Source organism: Pseudonocardia sp. T1-2H (assembly GCF_038039215.1).
In the GTDB taxonomy this organism is placed as follows: Bacteria; Actinomycetota; Actinomycetes; order Mycobacteriales; family Pseudonocardiaceae; genus Pseudonocardia.
Map to the genome: position 1 here is coordinate 2578946 of NZ_JBBPCL010000001.1, position 21577 is coordinate 2600522.

General features: G+C 72.3%; 22 protein-coding genes and 2 pseudogenes. 12 read left to right on the top strand and 12 right to left on the bottom strand.

From position 1 onward, the window contains the following. Positions 1–27 precede the first annotated feature (27 nt). The 4 genes from WBK50_RS12910 to WBK50_RS12925 form a co-directional block, all read right to left on the bottom strand. Positions 28–177, bottom strand: a complete 150-nt coding sequence (locus tag WBK50_RS12910) for a hypothetical protein (RefSeq protein WP_341335837.1) — start codon at positions 175–177, stop codon at positions 28–30. A gap of 40 nt (positions 178–217) precedes the next feature. After that, positions 218–358 (bottom strand): hypothetical protein, encoded by a 141-nt coding sequence (locus tag WBK50_RS12915; protein ID WP_341335838.1) that lies wholly within the window; start codon positions 356–358, stop codon positions 218–220. A gap of 246 nt (positions 359–604) precedes the next feature. Next, positions 605–1474, bottom strand: coding sequence for a universal stress protein (locus tag WBK50_RS12920; RefSeq protein ID WP_341335839.1), 870 nt, complete (start codon positions 1472–1474; stop codon positions 605–607). Continuing rightward, positions 1455–2006, bottom strand: a complete 552-nt coding sequence (locus WBK50_RS12925) for a hypothetical protein (RefSeq protein ID WP_341335840.1) — start codon at positions 2004–2006, stop codon at positions 1455–1457. The genes WBK50_RS12920 and WBK50_RS12925 overlap by 20 nt, the downstream gene beginning before the upstream one ends. Before the next feature lie 666 nt (positions 2007–2672). Between WBK50_RS12925 and WBK50_RS12930 the strand changes: the two genes are divergently transcribed. Further along, entirely contained in the window at positions 2673–4370 is a 1698-nt protein-coding gene (locus tag WBK50_RS12930; RefSeq protein WP_341335841.1) for a sensor histidine kinase, read from the top strand. Positions 4371–4397: 27 nt separating this feature from the next. On the opposite strand, the gene WBK50_RS12935 is transcribed toward WBK50_RS12930, so the two are convergent. From WBK50_RS12935 to WBK50_RS12950, 4 genes and pseudogenes are all read right to left on the bottom strand, one after another. Next, the gene (locus WBK50_RS12935) at positions 4398–5048 is read right to left on the bottom strand and encodes a response regulator transcription factor (protein ID WP_341335842.1); all 651 of its coding nucleotides are present in this window, start codon (positions 5046–5048) and stop codon (positions 4398–4400) included. 452 nt (positions 5049–5500) lie between these two features. Then, the gene (locus WBK50_RS12940) at positions 5501–6505 is read right to left on the bottom strand and encodes an Acg family FMN-binding oxidoreductase (RefSeq protein WP_341335843.1); all 1005 of its coding nucleotides are present in this window, start codon (positions 6503–6505) and stop codon (positions 5501–5503) included. Between the two features lie 492 nt (positions 6506–6997). Beyond that, positions 6998–7171 (bottom strand): annotated as a pseudogene (locus WBK50_RS12945) (oxidoreductase); the annotation flags it as partial. 578 nt (positions 7172–7749) lie between these two features. Further along, positions 7750–8175, bottom strand: coding sequence for a hypothetical protein (locus WBK50_RS12950; protein WP_341335844.1), 426 nt, complete (start codon positions 8173–8175; stop codon positions 7750–7752). Positions 8176–8330: 155 nt separating this feature from the next. Between WBK50_RS12950 and WBK50_RS12955 the strand changes: the two genes are divergently transcribed. The 7 genes and pseudogenes from WBK50_RS12955 (at position 8331) to WBK50_RS12985 (ending at position 16442) form a co-directional block, all read left to right on the top strand. Continuing rightward, entirely contained in the window at positions 8331–8597 is a 267-nt protein-coding gene (locus tag WBK50_RS12955; protein ID WP_341335845.1) for a hypothetical protein, read from the top strand. Further along, positions 8594–8695 carry a K(+)-transporting ATPase subunit F gene (kdpF, locus tag WBK50_RS12960; RefSeq protein ID WP_341335846.1) on the top strand — a complete coding sequence of 34 codons (102 nt, stop codon included), beginning with the start codon at positions 8594–8596 and terminating at the stop codon, positions 8693–8695. Before WBK50_RS12955 ends, kdpF begins: the two co-directional genes overlap by 4 nt. After that, positions 8695–10356 carry a potassium-transporting ATPase subunit KdpA gene (kdpA, locus tag WBK50_RS12965; protein WP_341335847.1) on the top strand — a complete coding sequence of 554 codons (1662 nt, stop codon included), beginning with the start codon at positions 8695–8697 and terminating at the stop codon, positions 10354–10356. Before kdpF ends, kdpA begins: the two co-directional genes overlap by 1 nt. Next, positions 10353–12442: pseudogene (gene kdpB, locus WBK50_RS12970) on the top strand (potassium-transporting ATPase subunit KdpB). Before kdpA ends, kdpB begins: the two are co-directional and overlap by 4 nt. A gap of 1 nt (position 12443) precedes the next feature. Then, complete coding sequence (locus WBK50_RS12975) at positions 12444–13064, top strand: potassium-transporting ATPase subunit C (RefSeq protein ID WP_341335848.1); 621 nt, start codon at positions 12444–12446, stop codon at positions 13062–13064. 25 nt (positions 13065–13089) lie between these two features. Then, positions 13090–15696 (top strand): DUF4118 domain-containing protein, encoded by a 2607-nt coding sequence (locus WBK50_RS12980; protein WP_341339374.1) that lies wholly within the window; start codon positions 13090–13092, stop codon positions 15694–15696. Then, on the top strand, positions 15693–16442 hold the full coding sequence (locus WBK50_RS12985) for a response regulator (RefSeq protein ID WP_341335849.1): 750 nt from the start codon (positions 15693–15695) through the stop codon (positions 16440–16442). The genes WBK50_RS12980 and WBK50_RS12985 overlap by 4 nt, the downstream gene beginning before the upstream one ends. Before the next feature lie 320 nt (positions 16443–16762). On the opposite strand, the gene WBK50_RS12990 is transcribed toward WBK50_RS12985, so the two are convergent. The 3 genes from WBK50_RS12990 to WBK50_RS13000 all read right to left on the bottom strand — a co-directional run bounded on the left by WBK50_RS12990 (position 16763) and on the right by WBK50_RS13000 (position 19239). Next, positions 16763–17986, bottom strand: coding sequence for a lysylphosphatidylglycerol synthase transmembrane domain-containing protein (locus WBK50_RS12990; protein ID WP_341335850.1), 1224 nt, complete (start codon positions 17984–17986; stop codon positions 16763–16765). 261 nt (positions 17987–18247) lie between these two features. Next, on the bottom strand, positions 18248–19033 hold the full coding sequence (locus WBK50_RS12995; protein ID WP_341335851.1) for a YoaK family protein: 786 nt from the start codon (positions 19031–19033) through the stop codon (positions 18248–18250). Further along, a complete protein-coding gene (locus tag WBK50_RS13000) occupies positions 19030–19239 on the bottom strand; it encodes a hypothetical protein (protein WP_341335852.1) in 210 nt (69 codons plus the stop codon). Before WBK50_RS13000 ends, WBK50_RS12995 begins: the two co-directional genes overlap by 4 nt. 268 nt (positions 19240–19507) lie before the next feature. Here WBK50_RS13000 and WBK50_RS13005 point away from each other — a divergent pair, with 268 nt between their 5' ends. The 3 genes from WBK50_RS13005 to WBK50_RS13015 all read left to right on the top strand — a co-directional run bounded on the left by WBK50_RS13005 (position 19508) and on the right by WBK50_RS13015 (position 20696). Beyond that, on the top strand, positions 19508–19951 hold the full coding sequence (locus WBK50_RS13005) for a response regulator (protein ID WP_341335853.1): 444 nt from the start codon (positions 19508–19510) through the stop codon (positions 19949–19951). 179 nt (positions 19952–20130) lie between these two features. After that, complete coding sequence (locus WBK50_RS13010; RefSeq protein WP_341335854.1) at positions 20131–20535, top strand: DoxX family protein; 405 nt, start codon at positions 20131–20133, stop codon at positions 20533–20535. Between the two features lie 32 nt (positions 20536–20567). Beyond that, entirely contained in the window at positions 20568–20696 is a 129-nt protein-coding gene (locus tag WBK50_RS13015; protein ID WP_341335855.1) for a hypothetical protein, read from the top strand. Positions 20697–20709: 13 nt separating this feature from the next. Here WBK50_RS13015 and WBK50_RS13020 read toward each other — a convergent pair whose 3' ends face one another. Then, entirely contained in the window at positions 20710–21165 is a 456-nt protein-coding gene (locus WBK50_RS13020; RefSeq protein ID WP_341335856.1) for a potassium channel family protein, read from the bottom strand. Between the two features lie 217 nt (positions 21166–21382). Here WBK50_RS13020 and WBK50_RS13025 point away from each other — a divergent pair, with 217 nt between their 5' ends. After that, complete coding sequence (locus WBK50_RS13025) at positions 21383–21559, top strand: hypothetical protein (protein ID WP_341335857.1); 177 nt, start codon at positions 21383–21385, stop codon at positions 21557–21559. The last annotated feature ends 18 nt before the right edge of the window (positions 21560–21577 follow it).

Below are 21577 nucleotides of genomic sequence, written 5' to 3' on the forward strand. Positions count from 1 at the left end.
TCAGGTCGGGCGACGGCCGGCGCCGGCTCAGCGGTCGCGCGGCGTTCCTGTCGTGGCGCGGACGATCAGCTGCGGCGGCACCACCTGCGCTCCCTCGTCCGACGATGCGCTGCCTTCCGCTCTGGCGAGGGCCAGCCGGGTCGCGATGCCCGCCAGCCGTGCGGCGTCCTGCCCCACGCCGACGACAGGCCGGCGAGATTGGTGTCGTCGTACCCGATCAGGGACACGTCCTCGGGGACCGGACGCCGCGCATGTAGTGGTGCCGGAGCGACGGCGGGGCGGAGTCGCCCGAGAACTCGACATAGGCGTCGAGGAAGAAGCCCGCGGCCTCCGGGGCGCCGACCCGCTCGAGATCCATCGCGAGGAACGCGACGTCGTCGAGCCCGTCGAGGCAGCGGAGGCGGTCGTCGAAGTCGAGACAGTCCAGCAGCCGCGGGCCGTGCCAGCCTGCGATTGAGCATCAGCTCCCGATCCAGCGCGGCGCGGCGCAGCTCGGCGGTGGAGAAGTCGCAGAACGCGGTGCGGACGGGCTTCTTCAGCTTGTAGGCGCGGTCGCCGAGCAGGACGACGACGCCGATGTGGGTTTCCCGGACCGCGGCAGGGCTCACCACAGCTCGGCTCGCGCGTGTGGGTCCCGCGCCGGGCCACCTGCGGGTTGCACGTCGGAGTGGCCGGTGACCACGACGGGACACGGCGCCGCGCGCAGCAGCGCGCGGCTCGTCGAGCCGAGCATCCCGCGCAGTCCGCCCTTCGCGGGCCCTACGACGAGGAGCAGGGCACCGACGGCCCGTTCGATGAGCACCGGCAGGGGACGACCGTGGACGACGTGCACGGCGACAGGCACGCCGGTGTCGCGTTCGGCCCATCGCGCTGTCAGCGGTTCGAGCAGGTCACGGGCGTGGGCGGCGTCTCGCGCCGAGTGGGCGACGTGCACGACGTGCAGCGGTGCCCGGCGCCGGCGGGCGAAGGCGTGGGCCACCGCCACGACACCGGCGTCGGTGTGCGGGTCACCGATTCCGGCGACCACAGGGCCCGCGGGCGCTTCCTGGTCGCCGCTGTGAACGACGGCGACGGCACCCGTGGCGTGCGCCGCGACGCGGAGGGCGACCGAGCCGCCCGACCCGACCTGGCCGTCGCCCGGCATGCCGAGCACGACCAGGTCGGCGCGGCCGGCGATCTCGACGAGAGCGACGGCCGGGTCCGCGTCGAGCCGGGCGGTGTGGACCGCCAGGGCCGGGTTCCGGCGGTGGGCCACGGTGTATGCGCGTCCCAGGATCCGGCCCGCGTGGGCGCGCAGGGCACCCGCGGCCCCTGCCGCGTACGGCGCGGCGTGGACGATCAGCAGGGGAACCGCACGCTTCCCGGCCTCGTCGACGGCCCAGCGGACCGCGTGCAGCGACGTCTCGGTTCCGTCGATGCCGACCGCGACATGCGCTTCGGTGGCGAACGGCAGGTCAGGCACGGTGTGGGTCATCAGCGAGCTCCTTGTCCGTGTGTGCAGGGGTCGTGGAAGTCGCGGCGGAGGCAGGGAGGACCAGGTCCTCCACGCGGAGTCGTGGTGTCGCGGCGACCGGCCATCCGTGGCCGATCCGCAGGACCGCCAGCGGCGGGCGTGTCCCGCTGAGCAGCCGGCGCATCCGGTCCCGGACGTCGGGTATCTCGACCAGCTGGGACAGGAAGGAGACGGACAGCCCGTGCACGGTGGCGGTCAGCAGGACGCGCTGCAACGCCTCGCCCGCGCGGATCTCCTCCCGCGGCCCGTCGGTGTGGACGCTGAGCACCCCGATCAGGGGCTCGGCCTCGAAGTCGGGTCCGTCGATCCGGCCGGTGCCGCCGCTGAAGTCACGCATCACCCACGCCCCGTTGGACAGGGGCTGCGGGCCCCCCGCCGCCGCGGGCACCCCGTCGGGGCGCCCGGCCTCGTGTCCGGTCCAGGCGGCGATCTCGGCCAGGAACGCCGGATCGGCCGACTGCCGCTGGTGGGCCTGGCGGGCCAACCAGCCCAATTCGGAGCGCTGCTGCGGATCCGTGACCAGATGCAGCCAGGCGCCCTCCTCGGTGGCGGCGCGGGTAGGCGTAGCGGGCGGGGGAGGCCACCGCCACCTCGGCGAACGGACGCCTGTTGGTCCTGCGCCGCGGAACCGCCGCGAGCAGCCGCTGCTGCTCGGGTGTGGCTCGTCGCCGACCGCCCCGACGGACGATCGCGACGAGATCGGGGTTTCCGGGATCGGGCAGGACGGTCACCACCGGTCTGATCCCCAGCCCGATCAGTCCGAGCCGGAGGTTGAACAGAGCGGCCCCACCTGCGATCCGCAGCTCCCGGCCGTCGGGGTCGGCGACGCGGAGTTTTCGTCCTCGATCGAGGTGGACCTCGATCCAGTCCGGCGTCAGGCGAAACCGCCACGGCTGCGTGTTGTGCAGCGACGGGGCCAACGCCGCCGTCTGCAGGAGCCTGCGCACCTGCTCCTCGGACAGCCCCAATGCCTGCGTGATCGTGCCCATCACCGCTCACCGTCTCCGTACCCGGCGGGTGTCCGCCATGACTTGCGAGCCTGCTCGTGGCCGCCGACGGCGGGTAGCGTCGAAGGTCCCGTTCCGCCGGGGTATTCGTCCCACCGCCCAGGGGGCCGGGCGTGCTTGTTGGCGCCGGGGCGACATGTCAGTGTTGGGCCGTGGACGCGACCACTGCACCGATGGCCGGGGTGCTCTCCGGCCTTCGGCTCGACGAGCTGCTCGGCGAGGTCCAGGACCGGCTCGGGCAGATCGTCGCGGCCCGGGACCGCATGCAGGGTCTCCTCGACGCGGTCCTGGCGGTCGCGGCGGGTCTGGAGCTGGAGACCACGCTCACCCGGATCGTGCAGGCGGCGGTGGACCTGGTCGACGCCCGCTACGGCGCCCTCGGCGTGCTGGCCCCGAACGGGTCGATCGCCCGGTTCATCGACATCGGGCTCGACCCGCACACGCGCGCCGCGCTGGGCCGCCCGCCGGAGGGTAAGGGCCTGCTCGGGCAGCTGATCGTCGAGCCGGAGCCGCTACGCCTGGCCGATCTCAGCCGGCATCCGGCCTCGGTGGGTTTCCCTCCCAACCACCCGCCGATGCGCAGCTTCCTCGGCGTGCCGGTGCGGGTCCGTGACTCGGTGTACGGGAACCTCTACATGACCGAGAAGCGGGGCGGCGGCGAGTTCACCGCGGACGACGAGGTCGTGCTGCAGGCCCTCGCCGCGGCCGCCGGCATCGCGGTGCAGAACGCGGATCTCTTCGAGCAGAGCCGGGCCCGCCAGCAGTGGCTGGAGGTGCTCGGGGAGATCCGGTCGGAGGTGCTCGCCGGCGTCTCCGATCACGATGTCCTGCAGCTGGTGGCCCTGCGCACCCAGGAACTCACCCGCGCGGCGGGTGCCTTCGTCGCGCTGGGTCCCGACGGCGACGGCCGGTTCGACATCCACGCGCGCGTCGGGATGGAGCTGGACGTGGACGGGGAGACGGTCGCCGGCGGCGAGCTGCTGCAGGTGGTCGCGGAGAGCCGCAATCCCGTGCTGGTCGACGCTCCCGACATGCTGTTCGCCGATCCTGTCGGGCCGACGGGCCTGGGGCCTACGGTGGCGGTGCCGCTGCGGTCCGCGGAACGGGTGATCGGGGTACTCGTCGCCCTGCGGAACACCGGTGCTTCGCCGTTTCAGCCCACGGAGATTCCGTTGCTGACCTCCTTCGCTCAGCAGGCCGCGCTCGCGCTGGAGCTGGGGGAGAAGAACCGCGCCCAGCGCCAGCTCGATGTCCTGGCCGACCGGGACCGGATCGCCCGCGATCTGCACGATCACATCATCCAGCGCCTGTTCGCCACCGGGCTGAAGTTGCAGAGCACCCTGCGCCGCAGCACCCGGCCGGACGTCCAGGACCGGATCCAGCAGGCGGTCGACGAGCTCGACCAGACCGTCCGGGAGATCCGTACGTCCATCTTCGACCTGCACACCGCCGACCAGCACGACGAAGGCCTGCGCCGGCGCCTGCTCGACACCGTGACCGAGGCGGCCGAGGGGGCAGACCTCACCACGTCCGCGCGCACCTCCGGGCCCGTCGACACCCTCGTGCCGGACGACGTCATCCTGCACGTGCTCGCCGTCGCCCGGGAGGCCGTCAGCAACGCGGTGCGTCACTCCGGCGCCCGGACCGTCACGGTCACCCTCGACGTCGAATCCTCCCTGGGCCAGCTCCTGCTCGACGTCGTCGACGACGGCATCGGCATTCCGCCCGCCGTCGCCCGCAGCGGGCTGCACAACCTGGCCGAGCGCGCCGAACAACTCGGCGGCACCTTCACCGTCGCGCCGCGCCACGGCGGGGGGACCCGTCTGCAGTGGCGGGTGCCGCTCGACTGACCCGGGCCCGCAGGGCCGACCGGGCCGTCAGCGCGCGCCGGGGCGGCGGCGTTCGGTCGCGTAGACCGCCGCCTCGGTGCGGCGGGCGAAACCCAGCTTGTGCAGCAACGAGGAGACGTAGTTCTTGACCGTCTTCTCCGCCAGGTAGAGCTCGGCGCCGATCTGCCGGTTCGTCAACCCGTCCGCGATCAACTCGAGGATCCGCCGCTCCTGCGGGCTGAGCGACTCGAACTTCGGGTCCGTGGGCTCCGCGCCGCGGCGCAGCCGTTCGAGTACCAGGCCCGTGGCCTTGGGGTCCAGCAGCGAACCGCCCGCGGCCACGGTCCGCACCGCCCCGACGAGATCGATGCCGGCGACCTGCTTGAGCAGGTACCCCGAGGCCCCCGCCATGATCGCGCCGAAGAGCGCCTCGTCGTCGGAGAACGAGGTCAGCATCAGACACGCCGGGGGCGGTGTCATCACCGAGCGGATGTCCCGGCACACCGTGACCCCGTCACCGTCGGGCAGGCGAACGTCCAGGATCGCCACGTCCGGCCGCAGGGCCGGCACCCGGGCCAGGGCCTGCGCCGCCGTACCGGCCTCGCCCACCACCTCGATGTCGTCCTCGGTCTCGAGCAGCTGGGCGATACCGCGGCGGACGATCTCGTGGTCGTCGAGCAGGAACACCGAGATGGTCAACGCGTCCTCCTTGGGCCGATGCGACGACGCTAGCCCGGCGCCCGGCCCTGCGTCGCTGATCGCTCGGCCCTGGCCGGTAGGGCCGATGGTCCTGCCTCCTACCGGCGTCGCTCGGGCCGGGGGCGACGGCCGAGGTCGTCCTCGACTCTGATCCCGGGCCCGCACGTATCGGAGACGTCGTGGCGGCGCGCACCGGCGACGCGCGCCTGCTCGTCGTCGGCAGCTTCGGCGAAGACGCCTCCGGTGGGCTGCTCGCCGGAACGATCGCCGCCGCGCTCAGCGGGGCGGCGCGCTGTCCCCTCGCCGTGGTTCGCGGGCCGGAGCCGAACGCGGCGCCTCCGAGCGACGGGCCCGTCGTCGTCGGTACCGACGCCAGTGCGGCGGGCACGGCCGCTTTGGATGCTGCCGCGGACATCGCCGCTGCGCTGCGCCGTCGCTGGCGCGGCCCAAGGTCAGCGGTGCAGGACCGATCGCAGCGGCCGGCGCGGAGTGGCCTCGAGCGGAGCGGAATCCGCCGGTGGGTGACCGACGCGAATGATCAGCTGCGGATACTCGGGTATGCGCAGGGCCTCCATCTGGATCCGCTCCCGCGTCGCGCTGATTTCCAGGGCCTGGCTCAGCGGTGCGGTGGCCAGCCCGGATCGGGTCGCGGTGAGCAGGACCGCGCTCATCGCCTCACCCGCCTGGACCGCGCTCGGCACGTCGTCGCGCGCGGTGGCGAGCACGAGCAGGAGGCCACCGTCGGGGCCGAACGCCGGATCGGCGGCCTGCTGTCCGGACGGGAAGCGGCGCAGGTAGCTCGCGGTGTACGCGTCGCGGGGCGGGACGGAGGTTGCGGGAATCCCGTCGTGCGCGTTCGCGTACCGGTGGGTCCAGGTCAACAGCTCGCTCAGGTAGCCCGGGCGGTGTGGCTGCGAGGTGGCGGCCTCGGCCAGGACGACGTGGAGGCGGGCGGCCGCGGCGGGGTCGGTCACCGCTTGCAGGACGGTCCCGAATCCGCTCGCCCGATCGACCATCGCGCGCAGGGCGGCGGTCGAGACGGGTTCCTGGGCGTAGGGCCGGCGGTCGGTGTGCCGGCGGCCGAGCTGGCCGAAGAGCGCGGCGTCCGCCCGGTTCGGCGCGCCGGAGCGCGTTCGCACGGTGGCGAGATGGTCTCGGCTCTCCGGGTCGGGGAGCCGATCGGTCTCGGTGGCCACGCCGAGCCCGGCCAGCGCCACCTGCAGGTGGTGCAGGGCGGCGCCACAGCTGATCAGCATGTCCCGCCCGTCCGGGTCGGTGCCCGTCAGCTGCCGGTTCCGATCGGCGAACAGCTCGACCCGGTCCGCCCCGATCCGCCAGCACCACGGCTGGGTGTTGTGCACCGAAGGAGCCTGCAGGGCCAGCTCGACGGCGTGCTGAAGACGGTCGTGGTCCGCGGGGCGGGTCGAGAGTGTCGTGGGGCGGTCGTCGCTGTTCATCGCCTCAGGGTCCCGCGGGCGCGGCCTCGGAGGCAGGGTCGAAGGACCCCGGTGGGGGAGCCGGCAGGTCCGGTCCTGCGCCGACGAGGGGCGAAGGACCCTGGCCGTCCGGCTGTTCGCCGCGCACGGCGGCCCGCCCGGGATGTGACGGTTGCGAGGACTCGACTCCCGGGAGGCCAGCATGTCCCGATCCGACCCGATCGTTCGCCATCACCCGGTGGTGCTGGAGCATCGCGCGCGTCGTGCGGCGGACGCCCAGCTGCGGATCGCGGACCGGATCACCGCGTTCGCGGGCTCGATACGTACTACCGCTGGTTGGCGTGCCCGGTCCGGCAGCTTCCGGTGCCGGGTCAGGCTCGAGGGCAGCGGCAGAACCGCAGCAGGGACATCGACCGCGGTGGGAAATGAGCTGAGCACGCTGCTCGGCATCGGCCGAACAGTCATGATCTGTGCTCCGAGCGGCGCTGCACACGTCGTGAGGCGCCTGCTCACCACGTGGGTGATGCCGAGCTCGACCGCCGTACGCAGGACGGTGATCGCGGCGTCGCCGTCCTTCGGCGGGCCGAAGACGCCGGGGCCGGCGAGCTGCATCGCGCCGTAGCCGACGCGGGTGAGCTCGAGATCGGCGACGCGGTAGCTGCCGCCGGGGAGATTCTGGGATGTCATGGTGCCTTCCTGCTCGCAGGCATATGCGGCGAGCACCGTCCACGGTGCGAGCTGCGCCGCGAGAAGGTGTCGCTCGGCGACTCGGGCGGTCAGCTGCTGGTGACCTACCACGCGGAGCCGGGCTCCAGGGCGCGCCACGACGTTTGCCCTACCTGTCAGCAGGAGTCCAGGGACTGCAGCTAGCACCGGGGCGTGACGACCGCTGGTGGCGATGCCCCGAGTGGCCATTACCGCGACGCTGTCTGCGGCGCGCGAGGATTTTTTGGTGCTGGACTACCGCGACGAGCACACGCTGTTGACGTGGCCAGCCCAAGTCGACCTACCGCCGGCGCGCCGGACATCACGAAAGGAGCGCCCGACGCCATGGCCGTGGAGACCATTCCCGTTGCCGTCCGCTCGGGCCTCCGTTTCTGTCGAGGAACCCGCGTGGCGGCGCTTTTCGCCAAGCACTGACCGCTCTGTCCTTCCCATTCCCTGCGGAATCCACGGGCCCCGGCAGGAGAAGACCGATGAAAAGACAGCCAGTCCCTTACACCCGTAGCCGAGTATCAGAACGGCGAGGACGAGGATCCCGGTGCTCACCGGCGTGTCCCCGCGGTCTGTCGCAGATTCGGGCGCGGGGAAGGGCCGGCGGGGAGCTGAGCGGGCAGGGCGACCGAAGGGTTCTCGTCTGCGCGGGCCGCCGCCCGCACGGCGCGCAGCCCGGCGGCGAGGCACCGGAAGATCAGTGCGGCGCCGACGATGTAGCCGAGGGCGCGGAGATCGGCGGCTGCCAGGTGCAGCTCGCCGAGGCGATTCAGCGCGAATCCGTCGTAGGCGGCCCAGCAGACGCCGGCGGTGTCGATCGCTGCGGCGGTCGTCGACAGTGCGGCGATCAGGCCGGCCGCGAGCGCGGCCAGGACGAGACCGCCGACGGCGACCGTGCGGGCGTCGAGCGTCCAGGCGAGAAGCGGGGCGGCCGTGGCGGCGACCAAGCCGGCGAGGAAGCCACCGGGAGTGGACAACGGCGTACCGAGCCGATGGCCGCGGGCCTCACGAGGATCCGGAAGGTTCACAGTTCGAGCGTGGGCCGTGCAATGGGTTCGGGGGAGGGATCCTGCGAAGCCCTGACGCCGATCGACCCGATCCGAACGAGTTCTTGACGTCCGGTGGTTGGCCCGTGCTCGCGGAGCGCTCATGGGCGCCGTGGTGGCGCGTGTCTCCGCGGCGCCAAGATCGCGTCAAGATTGCCGCCGCGGGCGTCAAGGTTGTGTTCGAACCCCTTCGCGAGCACGGCGGTCGGATCCACACTTTCGTCGGTTTCGCCGGGCGGTCCGGCAGCCAGGAGTTCGAGGAGTTGTTCGTGGCCGATGTGCTGTACGTGCTGTTGCTGGTCGGCGGGTTCGTCGTGCTGGCGCTGTGCCTGCGTGGTCTGGAGCGGTTGTGAGCACCGCTGACGTGGTCACCAACGTGATCGGCGGAATCGTCGCGCTGGGACTCCTGGTCTACCTGGTGGTCGCCCTGCTGCGCCCGGAGTGGTTCTGATGAGCGATACCGTCGCGGGGCTGCTGCAGGTCGTCCTGCTGCTGGTCCTGCTCGTGGCCTGTTACGCGCCGTTCGGGGACTACATGGCCCGTGTGTTCACCGCGGATCGGCACTGGCGGGTCGAGGCCGTGCTCTACCGGCTGGTCCGGGTCGATGCGAGCGCGGGCCAGCGCTGGCCCACCTACGCGGCGGGGGTGCTGGGGTTCTCGTTCGTCTCGGTGGTGCTGCTCTACCTGCTGCAGCGGCTGCAGCCGTTGCTGCCGTTGAGTTTCGGCCGTGGCGCGGTCGCCCCGTCGGTGGCGTTCAACACCGCGGTCTCGTTCGTGACGAACACGGACTGGCAGTCCTACGTCCCGGAGCAGGTGCTCGGTGACACGGTGCAGATGGCGGGCCTGACGGTGCAGAACGTGCTGTGCGCGTCGGTCGGGCTGGCCGTCGCGGTGGCCCTGATCCGTGGGTTCGTGCGATCGGGCACCGACCGGATCGGCAACTTCTGGGTCGACCTGACCCGCGGCACGATCCGGATCCTGCTGCCCTTCTCCTTCGTCGCGGCGATCCTGCTGATCGCGATGGGCGTGACGATGTCGCTGCGCTCCGGCGTGGACGTGACCGGCGTCGACGGTGCCGTGCACACCCTCCCGCTGGCGCCGACGGCGTCGCAGGAGGCGATCAAGGAGTTGGGTACCAACGGTGGAGGAATCTTCAACGCGAACTCGGCACATCCGTTCGAGAACCCGAACCCGTTGTCGAACCTGTTCCAGATCTTCCTGCTGCTGGTGATCCCGGTCTGCCTGACCCGCACGTTCGGCACCATGGTGCGCAACCCGCGGCAGGGCACCGTGCTCGTCTCGGTGATGGGGGTGCTGTGGGCCGCGCTGCTGGCGGCGGCCTGGTTCGCCGAGACCCACCCCAACGGTCCCGCGACGATCGCCGCGGGTGGAGCGCTCGAGGGCAAGGAGAGCCGGTTCGGCATCCCGTCCTCGGTCCTGTTCGGGGTCTCCACCACCGGCACGTCGACCGGCGCGGTCAACTCGATGCACGACAGCTACACGGGCGGCGGGGGCGGAGCGGTGCTGTTGAACATCCTGCTCGGCGAAGTCGCGCCCGGCGGCGTCGGCAGCGGGCTCTACGGCATCCTGATACTGGCGATCATCGCGGTGTTCCTGGCCGGGCTGATGGTCGGCCGGACCCCCGAGTACCTGGGCAAGAAGCTGGGCCGCCGTGAGGTCACCGCGGCCGCGGTCTCGATCCTGGTCATGCCGGCCCTCGTGCTCGTCGGGGCGGGGTTGGCGATCGCGCTGCCCGGTACGGGCGACGCGCTGAACAACGGTGGCGCGCACGGGTTCTCCGAGGTCCTCTACGCCTACGCCAGCGCGGCCAACAACAACGGCTCGGCGTTCGCCGGGCTCACCGTGACCGGCAACTTCTTCCAGGCCACGCTCGGCGTCGCGATGCTCTTCGGCAGGCTGGTCCCGATCCTGGCGGTGCTGGCTCTCGCGGGCTCGCTCGCGCAGCAGAGACGCGTCGAGGCCGGCGCCGGGACCCTCGCCACGGACACACCGCTGTTCGGTGTCCTCGTCGGCGGGACGGTCGTCCTCGTCGCCGCCCTCACCTTCTTCCCGGCGCTCGCGCTGGGCCCGCTCGCGGAGGCACTCGCATGACCGTCACCGACGCCCGGCCCGCCGAGGCGCCCGAGGAGAAACCGGCCGCGCCCGTGCAGGCCGGCGCCTTCCGGCCGCAACAGCTCTGGGCCTCGCTGCCCGACGCCCTCCGCAAGCTGGACCCACGCACTCAGCTGCGCAACCCCGTCATGTTCGTCGTGTGGGTCGGGTCCGTGCTGGTCACGGTGGACGCGATCGTGGCCCCGAGCGTGTTCGGCTGGCTGATCGCGGTCTGGCTGTGGTTCACCGTGCTGTTCGCGAACCTCGCCGAGGCCGTCGCCGAGGGCCGCGGCAAGGCCCAAGCCGAGTCGCTTCGCCGGACCAAGCGCGACACGATCGCGCGCCGGCTCACCACGACCGGTTCCGAGGAACGGGTCGGGGGTAGCGAGCTGCGGATCGGCGACCGGGTCGTGGTCGAGGCCGGCGAGACGATCCCGGGCGACGGCGACATCGTCGAGGGCATCGCGACCGTCGACGAGTCGGCGATCACCGGCGAGTCGGCCCCGGTCGTGCGCGAGGCCGGCGGCGATCGGTCCAGTGTCACCGGGGGCACCACCGTGCTCTCCGACCGGATCGTCGTGGAGATCACGACGAAACCGGGCGAGTCCTTCGTCGACCGGATGATCGCCCTGGTCGAGGGGGCGTCCCGGCAGAAGACGCCGAACGAGATCGCCCTGACCATCCTGCTCGCCGCGCTGACGATCATCTTCCTGCTCACCGTGGTGGCGCTGCAGCCGATGAGCGCCTACGCCGGTGGTCCCCAGTCGGTCGTCGTCCTGGTCGCGCTGCTGGTCTGCCTGATCCCGACGACGATCGGGGCCCTGTTGTCGGCGATCGGGATCGCGGGCATGGACCGGCTGGTGCAGCGCAACGTGCTGGCCAAGTCCGGACGCGCCGTCGAGGCTGCGGGGGACATCGACACACTGCTGCTGGACAAGACCGGCACGATCACCTTCGGCAACCGGCGGGCCACCGAGCTGCTCCCGGTCGAGGGCACCGCCCCGGTGCAGCTCGCCGCGGCCGCGCGGCTCTCGAGCCTGGCCGACCGGACCCCGGAGGGCCGCAGCGTCGTCGCGCTCTGCGCGCAGCGCTTCGGTCTCGCGGCCGAGGCCTCCGCCGAGGAGGCACGCGCCGAGTTCGTCCCCTTCACTGCGCAGACCCGCATGTCCGGGCTCGACGTCGACGATCGGCACGGGCCCCGCGTCGTGCGCAAGGGCGCCGCCGCGGCCGTGCTGGCGTGGGCCGGGGCGAGCTACGCGAGGTGGACGCCCTGGTCGAGCGGATCTCGGACGACGGCGGCACCCCGCTCGTCGTCGCCGAGGCGAGGACCGCGACCGGGGAGGGCGCGCGGATCCTGGGCGTCATCCGGCTCTCCGACGTCGTCAAGCCCGATATCGCCGCGCGGTTCGCCGAGCTGCGCGCCTTGGGCATCCGCACGGTGATGGTCACCGGGGACAACCCCCGCACGGCCCGCGCGATCGCCACCGAAGCCGGCGTTGACGACCATCTGGCGGAGGCCACGCCCGAGGACAAGATGGCGCTGATCAAGAAGGAGCAGGAGGGTGGCCGACTGGTCGCGATGACCGGCGACGGCACCAACGACGCGCCGGCCCTCGCCCAGGCCGACGTCGGGGTCGCGATGAACTCCGGCACGGCTGCAGCCAAGGAGGCCGGCAACATGGTCGACCTCGAGTCCGACCCGACGAAGCTGATCGCGGTCGTCGAGATCGGGAAGCAGCTGCTGATCACCCGCGGCGCGCTGACCACCTTCTCAGTGGCCAACGACCTGGCCAAGTACTTCGCGATCCTGCCCGCAATGTTCGCCGCGCTCTACCCTTCCCTCGGGCTGCTGAACATCATGGGCCTGCACTCGCCGCAGTCCGCGATCCTGTCCGCGGTCGTCTTCAACGCCCTGATCATCGTGGCGCTGATCCCGCTGGCCCTGCGCGGCGTGCGCTACCGGCCCACCTCGGCCTCGCCGCTGCTGCGCCGCAACCTGTTGATCTACGGCCTCGGCGGCGTCGTCACGCCGTTCGTCGGGATCTTCCTCATCGACCTGCTGGTCCGACTCCTCCCGGGGATGTGACGTGCTCACCACGCTGCGCAGGCAGGCTGCGACCGGTCTGCGCCTGCTGATCGTCTTCACCGTGCTCTGTGGGATCGCCTACCCGCTCGCCGTGTGGGGGGTCTCCCGGATCCCCGGCCTCGCCGGCCACGCCGAAGGCTCCGTGATCACCCAGAACGGCACGGCCGTCGGGTCCACGTTGATCGGTGTCGATCCCGTGCCCGCGGATCCGGCCGCCGACCCCTACTTCCACACCCGGCCCTCCGCGTCATCCGACGGCGTGCTCGGTCCCGCCGACACCTCCACCTCCGGCGGGTCGAACAAGGCCGGCGACTCCACCGTCCTGCTCGACACGGTCTCGCAGCGCCGCGCGCTGATCGCGCAACGCGAGGGCGTCGCCCCGGATGCCGTGCCGACGGACGCCGTCACCGCATCGGCGTCGGGCCTGGATCCGGACATCAGCCCGCAGTACGCGGCTCTGCAGGTCGGCCGGGTCGCGCGGGTGACCGGCCTGCCCGTGGGGGAGGTCGAGCGGCTGGTCGCGCAGGCGACCGAGGGGCGCATACTCGGTTTCCTCGGCGAGCCGACGGTCAACGTCACCGAGCTCAACCTGGCTGTCGCCGCGGCGCCGACGAGGGGATGATCGCAGGGTGAACGGGCCGCACGGCATGGCAGGGGAGCTGCCCCGTTCCGGGGAGCTGCGGATCCACTTCGGCGCCGCACCGGGGGTGGGCAAGACCTTCGCCATGCTGTGCGAGGCCCGGCGGCGCCGGGGCCGCGGGACGGATCTGGTGGTCGGGCTCGTCGAGACGCACGGCCGGCCCAAGACGGCCGAGCTGCTCGACGGCCTGGAGACCCTGCCCCGCCTGCAGTTCCGGCGCGGCGACATCGTGGTCGAGGAGCTCGACGTCGCCGCCGTGCTCGCCCGCCGTCCGGAGGTGGTGCTGGTCGACGAGCTCGCCCACACCAACGCCCCCGGCTCGGCGCACCCGAAGCGCTGGCAGGACGTGCGGGATCTGCTCGACGCCGGGATCGACGTGTTGTCCACGGTGAACGTGCAGCATCTCGAATCCCTCAACGACGTCGTCGAGAAGATCACCGGGGTTCGGCAGCGGGAGACGGTGCCGGATGAGTTCGTGCGCCGCGCCGGGCAGATCGAGCTGGTGGACATCACCCCGGAGGCGCTGCGCCGCCGGATGGCCCACGGCAACATCTACCGGGCCGACCGCGTGGACGCGGCCATGGCGAACTACTTCCAGGTCGGGAACCTGATCGCGCTGCGCGAGCTGGCCCTGCTCTGGGTGGCCGACGAGGTCGACCTCGCCCTGCAGCGCTACCGCACCGACAAACACATAGAGGAGACCTGGGAGACCCGCGAACGGGTCGTCGTCGCGCTCACCGGCGGAGCGGAGAGCGAGACCGTGCTGCGCCGTGCCAGCCGGATCGCCAAGCGCGCCGGCCAGGCCGACCTGCTCGCGGTGCACGTGCTGCGCGGCGACGGCCTCGCCGGCGCCCCGGTGGGCGCCACGGGCACCCTGCGGAAGCTGGCCGACGACGTCGGTGCGTCCTTCCACACCGTCGTCGGCGACAGCGGCGCCGAGGGGGTCACGGGCTCGCTGCTCGACTTCGCCCGCGGGGTCAACGCCACCCAGCTCGTCCTCGGCACCTCCCGGCGCTCCCGGTTCGCGCGGCTCTTCGATCCCGGCATCGGCGCGCGGGTGGTGCGCGAGTCCGGGTCGATCGACGTCCACATCGTGACCCACTCCGCCGCCGGCACCGCGCTGCGACTTCCCCGGATCCGCAGCAACCTGCCCGGCGGACGCCGCATGCTGGGGTGGGCGGTGGCCCTGCTCGCCCCTGCGGCGGCGACCGGACTGGGTAGTGCGCTGCAGCCGGTGATCGGACTGTCCACCGACGTGGTGCTGTTCTTCCTGGCCACCGTGGTCGCCGCCCTGGTCGGGGGGCTCGGGCCCGCGCTGCTGGCGGCGCTGTCGGGCGGGCTGCTGCTGAACTTCTTCCTCACCCCACCGCTGTATTCGCTCACGATCGGGGAGACCGAGAACGTCATCACCCTCGTCGCCATGCTGCTCGTCGCCGTCCTGGTCGCCCTGGTCGTCGACCGGGCCGCGCGGCAGGCCGAGCAAGCCGCGCGGGCGCACACCGAAGCGGCTTTGCTGGCCTCGTTCGCCCGCACCGTGCTGACCCGCTCCGATCCGGTGCCTCGACTGCTGGAGAAGGTGCGTGAGGCCTTCGGGCTGCGCTGCGTCGCTCTCCTGGAACGTGGCGAGGACACCGGAGCCGGCGGCGCCGGGTGGAACCGGGTCGCCGTGTCGGGACCGCCGGAATGCGGGCGGCCGGAGGATGCCGACGTCGACGTGGAGGTGGAGCCCGGGTTGCACCTGATCGGCACCGGCCGTTCGTTGCCCGCCGCCGACCGGAGGCTGCTGGAGACCGTCGGCGGGCAGGCCCTGCTCGCCCTGCGCAGCCAACGCGCCGCCGAAGACGCGGTGCGCGCCACACGGCGTGCGGAGCTCAACGACACCCGAGGCGCCCTGCTCTCCGCGGTCGGCCACGACCTGCGCAGCCCTTTGACCTCCATCAAAGTTGCCGTCGGGAGCCTGCGGGATCCGCTGCTGCGGCTCTCCGGCACCGACCGGGCCGAGCTGCTCGAGACCGTCGAGGAGTCCGCCGACCGGCTCACCGCGCTTGTCGGCAACCTGCTCGATTCCTCCCGGCTGGCCTCCGGCGTGGTGCAGCCGCTCCTGGAACGGGTCGGCTACGACGAGGCTGCCGCCCGTGCCCTGCTCGGCCTCCCGGACGCGGCCCGGGTGGCCCTGGAGATCGACGAGGACCTGCCCGACGTCTGCGCCGATGTCGGGCTGCTCGAGCGGGTCGTGGCGAACCTGGTCGACAACGCGCTCCGCCACGGCGGGGGAGCCCCGGTCGTGCTGCGCGCCAGCACCTACGGGGGCCGGGCCGAGTTGCGGGTCGTCGACTCCGGGCCGGGTGTCCCGAAGAAGGCGCGCGAGCGGCTGTTCGCCCCGTTCCAGCGGCTCGGCGACCGGGACGCGACCACCGGGGTCGGCCTCGGGCTCTCCGTGGCCCGCGGGCTGACCGAGGTGATGGGCGGGGCGCTGACCGCCGAGGACACCCCCGGCGGAGGCCTCACCACGGTCGTCTCCCTCCCGATCGCGGGCCGCGCGATGCGCAGCGAGGCCGCCATCGCCGCCCCGGGACGCGACGGCGACATCGTCTCCGCGGACCCGGCCCGATGACCGCCGACACGCCCGCTGCGTCGCCGAAGGGTTCAAGCGCCACGGAGGCTGATCACCGCGAGGGTGATCAGCGGGTCCTGGTGGTGGACGACGATCCCCAGATCGTCCGTGCGCTGCGGATCAACCTCTCGGCGCACGGCTACCACGTCATCGTGGCGGTCGACGGGCGGTCCGCTCTCAGGGCCGCCGGTGACACCCACCCCGATCTCGTCGTGCTCGACCTCGGACTCCCCGACCTCGACGGCGGCGACGTCATCGCCGGGCTGCGCGGCTGGACCTCCGTCCCCATCGTGGTCCTCTCCGCCCGGACCGACTCCGCCGACAAGGTCGCCGCGCTCGATGCCGGCGCCGACGACTACGTCACCAAGCCCTTCGGCATGGCCGAGCTCCTGGCCCGGCTCCGCGCCGCCATCCGCCGCGCCGCCACCGCCGACGGCGACGGCGAGGTGCTCGTCGAGTTCGGCGCGGTCCAGGTCGACCTGCAGCGCAAGCGGGTCCGACGCGACGGCGCCGACGTGCACCTCACCCCCACCGAGTGGGGGATGCTCGAGATGCTCGTACGGCACCGCGGCAAGCTCGTCGGGCAGCGGGAGATGCTCCGCCACGTCTGGGGCCCCCGACACGAGGACCGCACCAACTACCTACGCGTCTACCTCGCCCAGCTGCGCCGCAAGCTCGAGACCGACCCCGCCCACCCCCGACACCTGCTCACCGAACCCGGAATGGGCTACCGGCTCGAGTCCTAGCCGCGCTTTCGTCGACCTTGCCGGCGCCGCCGCCTGCAGAAGCAAGCCCGAGCAGAGCTGAGCTGAGCCGGCGAGCCGTCGCTGCGCCGTCGGCAGCCGCCGCGACAGTGGCGCGCGGCCGGCGGCCTTGGTCAAGGCCATCACAGGGGATATCGAGCAGGTGGCTGACCGAGGCCATGCATCTGCGAAACGCCTGCCGGCCGCCGCATGCTGGCTGATGGTGGGACGGCGCGCACGATCGGTGGAACCCGCCCCCCGCGCATCACTGAGCTCCATCAGCTGGTCGACGGAGATGCCCAGGCCGCCCTGGGGTGTTTCTTCTATGACCTTGCCTGTTTCGCGCGCTGACCGCCCCGTCGTTCAGGTCGTAGGAAGCCTTGACAGCTTCGAGGCCGCAAGCCCTTGAGCTGGGCCGAGTAGACGGCCCATCCCACGACGACCGCGCTGACGAAGCTGATCAACCGGTAGAGGACGACCGCGGGGAGGGCCGAGGCCTCCGGGATGCCGCCGGCGACCAGGGTGAGGACGAGGGCGGCGTCGACCACGCCGATTCCACCGGGGACGAGCGACAGGCTGGACGCGGCCATGCCCGCGGTGTATGCGACCAGCAGCAGGGGCAGGGTCAGGCCTCGCAGGCCCACCGCCGTGGCGCAGGCGGCGAGGCAGGCCAGGTCGAACAACCAGTTGAGCAGCGCGAGTGCTCCGGCCGCGCTCCAGTCCTGTCCGATCGGCCGCACGGTACGCAGCTGCTCCACGAGCTCGTCGAGGGCGTCGCCGCCCGTGGCCGGAGGTCGGCGTCGGATCCGGTTGACCCGGCGCAGCCCCCACCGGCCCGCCGCGGTGGCCCACTCGGGGTGCCGGCCGAGCTGCCGGGCGCCGGTAGCCAGCGCGACGACGCCGACGAGCTCGAGCGTCAGCTGGACCGTGCTCGCACGACCGCCGCCCGCCAGCAGCGACCCGGCCAGCCCGACGACGGCCAGCGCGACCGTCGACACCAGGCCGCCGGCCGCGAGACTCCAGGTGGCCACCGGTCCGCTCGCGCCCCAGCGGCGCATCCAGCGGTAGTTGTAGGCGGTGGAGAACGCGGCCCCACCGGGCAGCGTCGCGTGCAGCCCGTTGGCCGCATAGACCGCGGCCACCGAGCTCGGCAGCGGCACCCGGACCCCGGCGGCCCGCAGCAGCCGGCGCCGCAGCCGGGCGAACATCCCCATCGACGCCGCTGCGGCCAGCACCGCCAGGGCCAGCCAGCCGAGGTCGGGCCGGGTCAGGGCCTGAAAGGCAGCGCCCAGGGAGGGGATGACCAGGACCGCCTCGACCGCCAGCAGCAGCGCCAGCAGAGAGCCGACGACCCGACGCCGCCGGGAAGGACGTGGCGCTGCTCCGACCTCGAACGGCGCGTCGATCGCAGGGACCGACCCGACAGCCTGCCCCGCCGCTCCGGGGGCAGGGCCCGGGAGCCTGCGGGGCTCGTGCTCGTGAGTTCCGACGCTTCGCTGCCCAGCACCGCGCAGGGACCGGAGGCGGGGTACCTGCTGCGTGACCATGACAGCCACACTCCGGCGCCACAATGTGCGTCTGCTGTGAGTCGCCTGTGCGCCGGTACTGCAACCGCCCGGCGGGGCACGCTCATCTGTGGAGGACGGTGGGGCCGCATCGGGTGCGGGTGCGGTCGGGGCGGCGACGGTGTTGTCGTTGATCGAACGCGGGGGGTGTGCCGGGAGATCGGTGCGTCGCCCGCGAACCCGTGCTTGCCCGATAGTCCCCTCGGTCGCCGGCGAGCGTGGCCCGCGGGGTGATCGCCTCCGTCAGGGCCCTGCAGGCCGGCCTCGCGCATCAGGCGCGGCGACCCGCTTGCAGCTCCTCTGCCGCGGGTGACGTAGCCGCGGGCTGAACCGTGCCCAGGTGAGCACGACCGCGACCGTCGCGAGCTGGATCGAAGGAACGGCTGCCGGGACGAGCTCGAGCAGCAGGGCGCCGATGCCTGCGCCCGCGATGAGTCCGAGCAGGATGGTCAGCGAGGGGGCGACGTGCTTGATGCCGCGGCCGGACGTGAGTCGGATGACCACCGACGTCAATGTGCCGGTCAGGTATGTGGTCGACAGGCCCGACACCCCGAGACGCTGGATGGCGCTGCTCTGCAGCCCGAGCGCCAGAGCATTGATCGCGAGCAGGGGTAGCAGCCAGTCACGGTCGGGATGTGAGTCCAGCAGCCACCAGGTGGCGGCGAACACGGCGAACAGGCAGAGCTCGATGCACAAGGCCCGTGACACCTGGGCCGGCCAGAAGGAGTCGTCCTCCCGCGGCGTGCCCGCCACCCTCGCGCCGATCCCGGCGCCCGCGATGAAGCTGAGGATCGCGCAGGCCGTCAGGCCGAGGGCGGCGCCGTCCCGTCGGGCGAGCGCGACGCCGAACAACACCAGGTTGCCCGTCATCACGCTGGTGAAGACGTTGCCCAGGGCGAGGAAGCCGATCGCATCGCTGGCCCCGCTGGCGACGGCGAGCACCACGACGAGTCGGTTGCGCTGCCGCTCGGCCGCGTGCTGCGGCGATGCCGCGGAGGGCGTGGTCGGCGAGGAGAACGGGCGCCTCATCCCGCCGATGATGGCAGGTCGCCCACATGGCGCCTGGCCTGCCATTGGGCGGGGGAGCCGAACGTGCCTACCGAGGTCATCACGATGAACTCACGGGTGGTCTCGGGGCGACCGTGGTAGTTGTCCACGGTGAGGACCAGCGCCCGGTAGTCGGATGCCTGGGAGTTGATCGTGCGGGCGAGCCTGCGGGCAGCCGTGCGTTTCATGGTTCTGTCCCTGCCCGAGTGGGTGTGTGCCGCGTCAACTTCTGACCGCGTACAGCGTCACCGTGGACGGCCCACGTGTCGTCACCGGCAGCTCGAATCCGTGCTCCTAGCAGGCCGGAGTCCCCGAATACCTGCCAGCTGGACGGACGGCCGGGGCCCGGGCCGTCCGGTGCCTCACCCGCGAGCCGGGATGGTGTTGTAGTGGACTACGCGTGAAGCGCGGCGACGTCTCGGAATGCCGGCAGCTCGAAAGTTCCGGGTAGCCGGAATGCAGATCGGCAGTCCGCCTTACCAAGCTGAAGTGATGGTGTTGCGATGTGTCATCGTCGATGACAGCGGACGTTTCCTGGACGCTGCGCGTTGCTTGCTGGAGTGTCAGGGGATCACCGTGGTCGGCGTGGCGTCGACCAGTGCGGAGGCGTTCGAGCGGGTCGCGGAGCTGCGGCCGGACGTCACCTTGGTGGATATCGACCTCGGCGGCGACAGCGGTCTGGAGCTCGTCGGGCAACTCTGTCGGAGAGGTGTGGCGTCCCCGTCCAGTCTGATCTTGATGTCGGCCCACGCCGGGCAGGACTACGTCGATCTGATCGCGGCAAGTTCGGCGGCCGGGTTCCTGTGCAAGTCCGCTTTGTCGGCCGAGGCGGTCCGCAGCCTGTTGGGGCCGGGGGACGGCGATCCCGTTGATGCGGTCAGCGGGCTTCGAGGACGGTGAGCACGGCGAGACACGGCGGTGGTCGTTGTCGGTCTCGGGGTCTGCTCAGACTCTGTCGTCCGTCGTACTCGGCGTTGCTGTCGTCGCGCGGATTCCGCAGCGGCCGCCGATGAGTTCTGCCTGTGCGCGTGGTCCTTACTGCGACCGCACGCCCGCATCGCCCGAACGGAGCCCTTCCGATGACCTCGACCACCGCTGTCCCCGTCACCTCCCGCGCTGTGAACGTCGGTCTCTGGGCGCTGCAGGTGCTCCTCGCGGCCGTCTACGCGTTCTCGGCGTTCGGCAAGCTCACCGCGGAGGCGCAGAACGTGGCCGGGTTCGAGGCCATGGGGCTGGGCACTACCGGTATGTATGTGATCGGTGCGCTGGAGCTGGCCGGGGCGATCGCGATGTTCGTCCCGCGCCTGACCGGGCTGGCTGCGCTGTGCTTCGTCGCGTTGATGATCGGCGCGGTGGCGATGACGTGGGCCGTCGGCGGGGGTGTGCTCGTCGCGGTCCCGGCGGCCGTCGGTGTCCTGGCCGCGGTGCTGGCCTGGGGTCGGCGTGACAGCACGCGTCGCCTGGTCGCGCCGCTGCGCGGCTGATGCCCCGCGCTCCTGGGCCCGCGCGGCGGCTCGTGCCCCGGACACGAGCCGCCCCGCCGTCGCCGTCCGCGGAACTCGAGCTGATCCCGGTCTCGCTGGTCCCGCTCCGCCGGGTGATCGTCGCCGAGGCCGACGCCGCCTCGCCGCCTGAAGTCGGCTGAGCGTCCGGTCCGGTCAGCTCCCGGGTGGCCTGTCCGACGGGGGAGCTTCCTCCCGGCGGCGTTCGGCCACCTGGACCGCCTCGATCAGCACCTTCGCGATCAGGCCGACCACGACGAGACCGGTGAGCATCTGGATCGTCGTGACGACCCGGGCGATCTCGCTGCGCGGGGCGATGTCCCCGAAACCGACGGTCGTGAACACCGTGACCGTGAAATAGAGGCCATCGGTGCGGCTCAACGCCTCGGTGAAGCTGTCCGGCACGTTCGCGGCGATGATCAAATAGCTCGCGGCGAAGCCGACCAGGAGCATCGGCAGGCCCACGGCGGCGGTCTCGAGGGCCTTCAGACGCGGCGTGTCGGAGTGCCGGATCGTCCGCACCCGCCAGGCGAGGATGCCCGCGAACGTGAGCAACCCGATCCCGAACTGGCTCCTCGCCGCATCGCTGCTCCGCTCCGCCGCGACCGTCACCGTTCTGCACGCCTGCGTGCCGATCGGGAGAGGTCCCGGTACCCGGTGTTCGCCATCGGTCGCCAGCGCACACATCCGAGCCACGGGGTCCTCATCCCAGGCGGGTGAGCCCCGCCCGAGCGAGCGCTCGTCGTCGGAGACCACCAGGCACGGGCGTGCCGCCGCGGGTGGGGCTGGGCGCCCGTCCGGCTCCGTCACCTCCGGTCATCCTCGCGGGGTGATGCCTCTCCGGCGCCCCGCTGCCACGCTCGTCGAGCACACCCCGGGCGCCGGGGTGCCGAACGGACTGCACGAGGAGGCCTGGGATGAGCGACCGCCGGGTCGAGCCGCCGCCGAGGAGCTCGACCACGGGTTGACGGCCGTGGTCCGGCGCGACCCCGAGTCGGCCGGCTGAGCGGGCGCGCCGTGAGCG

Bases quoted from the DNA above. Each gene is read 5' to 3' on its own strand.
- WBK50_RS12915 (WP_341335838.1), bottom strand. From the start codon at position 358: ATGGATCTCGAGCGGGTCGGCGCCCCGGAGGCCGCGGGCTTCTTCCTC.
- WBK50_RS12920 (WP_341335839.1), bottom strand. From the start codon at position 1,474: ATGACCCACACCGTGCCTGACCTGCCGTTCGCCACCGAAGCGCATGTC.
- WBK50_RS12940 (WP_341335843.1), bottom strand. From the start codon at position 6,505: ATGAACAGCGACGACCGCCCCACGACACTCTCGACCCGCCCCGCGGAC.
- kdpA (WP_341335847.1), top strand. From the start codon at position 8,695: ATGAGCGATACCGTCGCGGGGCTGCTGCAGGTCGTCCTGCTGCTGGTC.
- WBK50_RS12980 (WP_341339374.1), top strand. From the start codon at position 13,090: ATGGCAGGGGAGCTGCCCCGTTCCGGGGAGCTGCGGATCCACTTCGGC.
- WBK50_RS12985 (WP_341335849.1), top strand. From the start codon at position 15,693: ATGACCGCCGACACGCCCGCTGCGTCGCCGAAGGGTTCAAGCGCCACG.
- WBK50_RS12990 (WP_341335850.1), bottom strand. From the start codon at position 17,986: ATGGTCACGCAGCAGGTACCCCGCCTCCGGTCCCTGCGCGGTGCTGGG.
- WBK50_RS12995 (WP_341335851.1), bottom strand. From the start codon at position 19,033: ATGAGGCGCCCGTTCTCCTCGCCGACCACGCCCTCCGCGGCATCGCCG.
- WBK50_RS13000 (WP_341335852.1), bottom strand. From the start codon at position 19,239: ATGAAACGCACGGCTGCCCGCAGGCTCGCCCGCACGATCAACTCCCAG.
- WBK50_RS13005 (WP_341335853.1), top strand. From the start codon at position 19,508: ATGCAGATCGGCAGTCCGCCTTACCAAGCTGAAGTGATGGTGTTGCGA.
- WBK50_RS13010 (WP_341335854.1), top strand. From the start codon at position 20,131: ATGACCTCGACCACCGCTGTCCCCGTCACCTCCCGCGCTGTGAACGTC.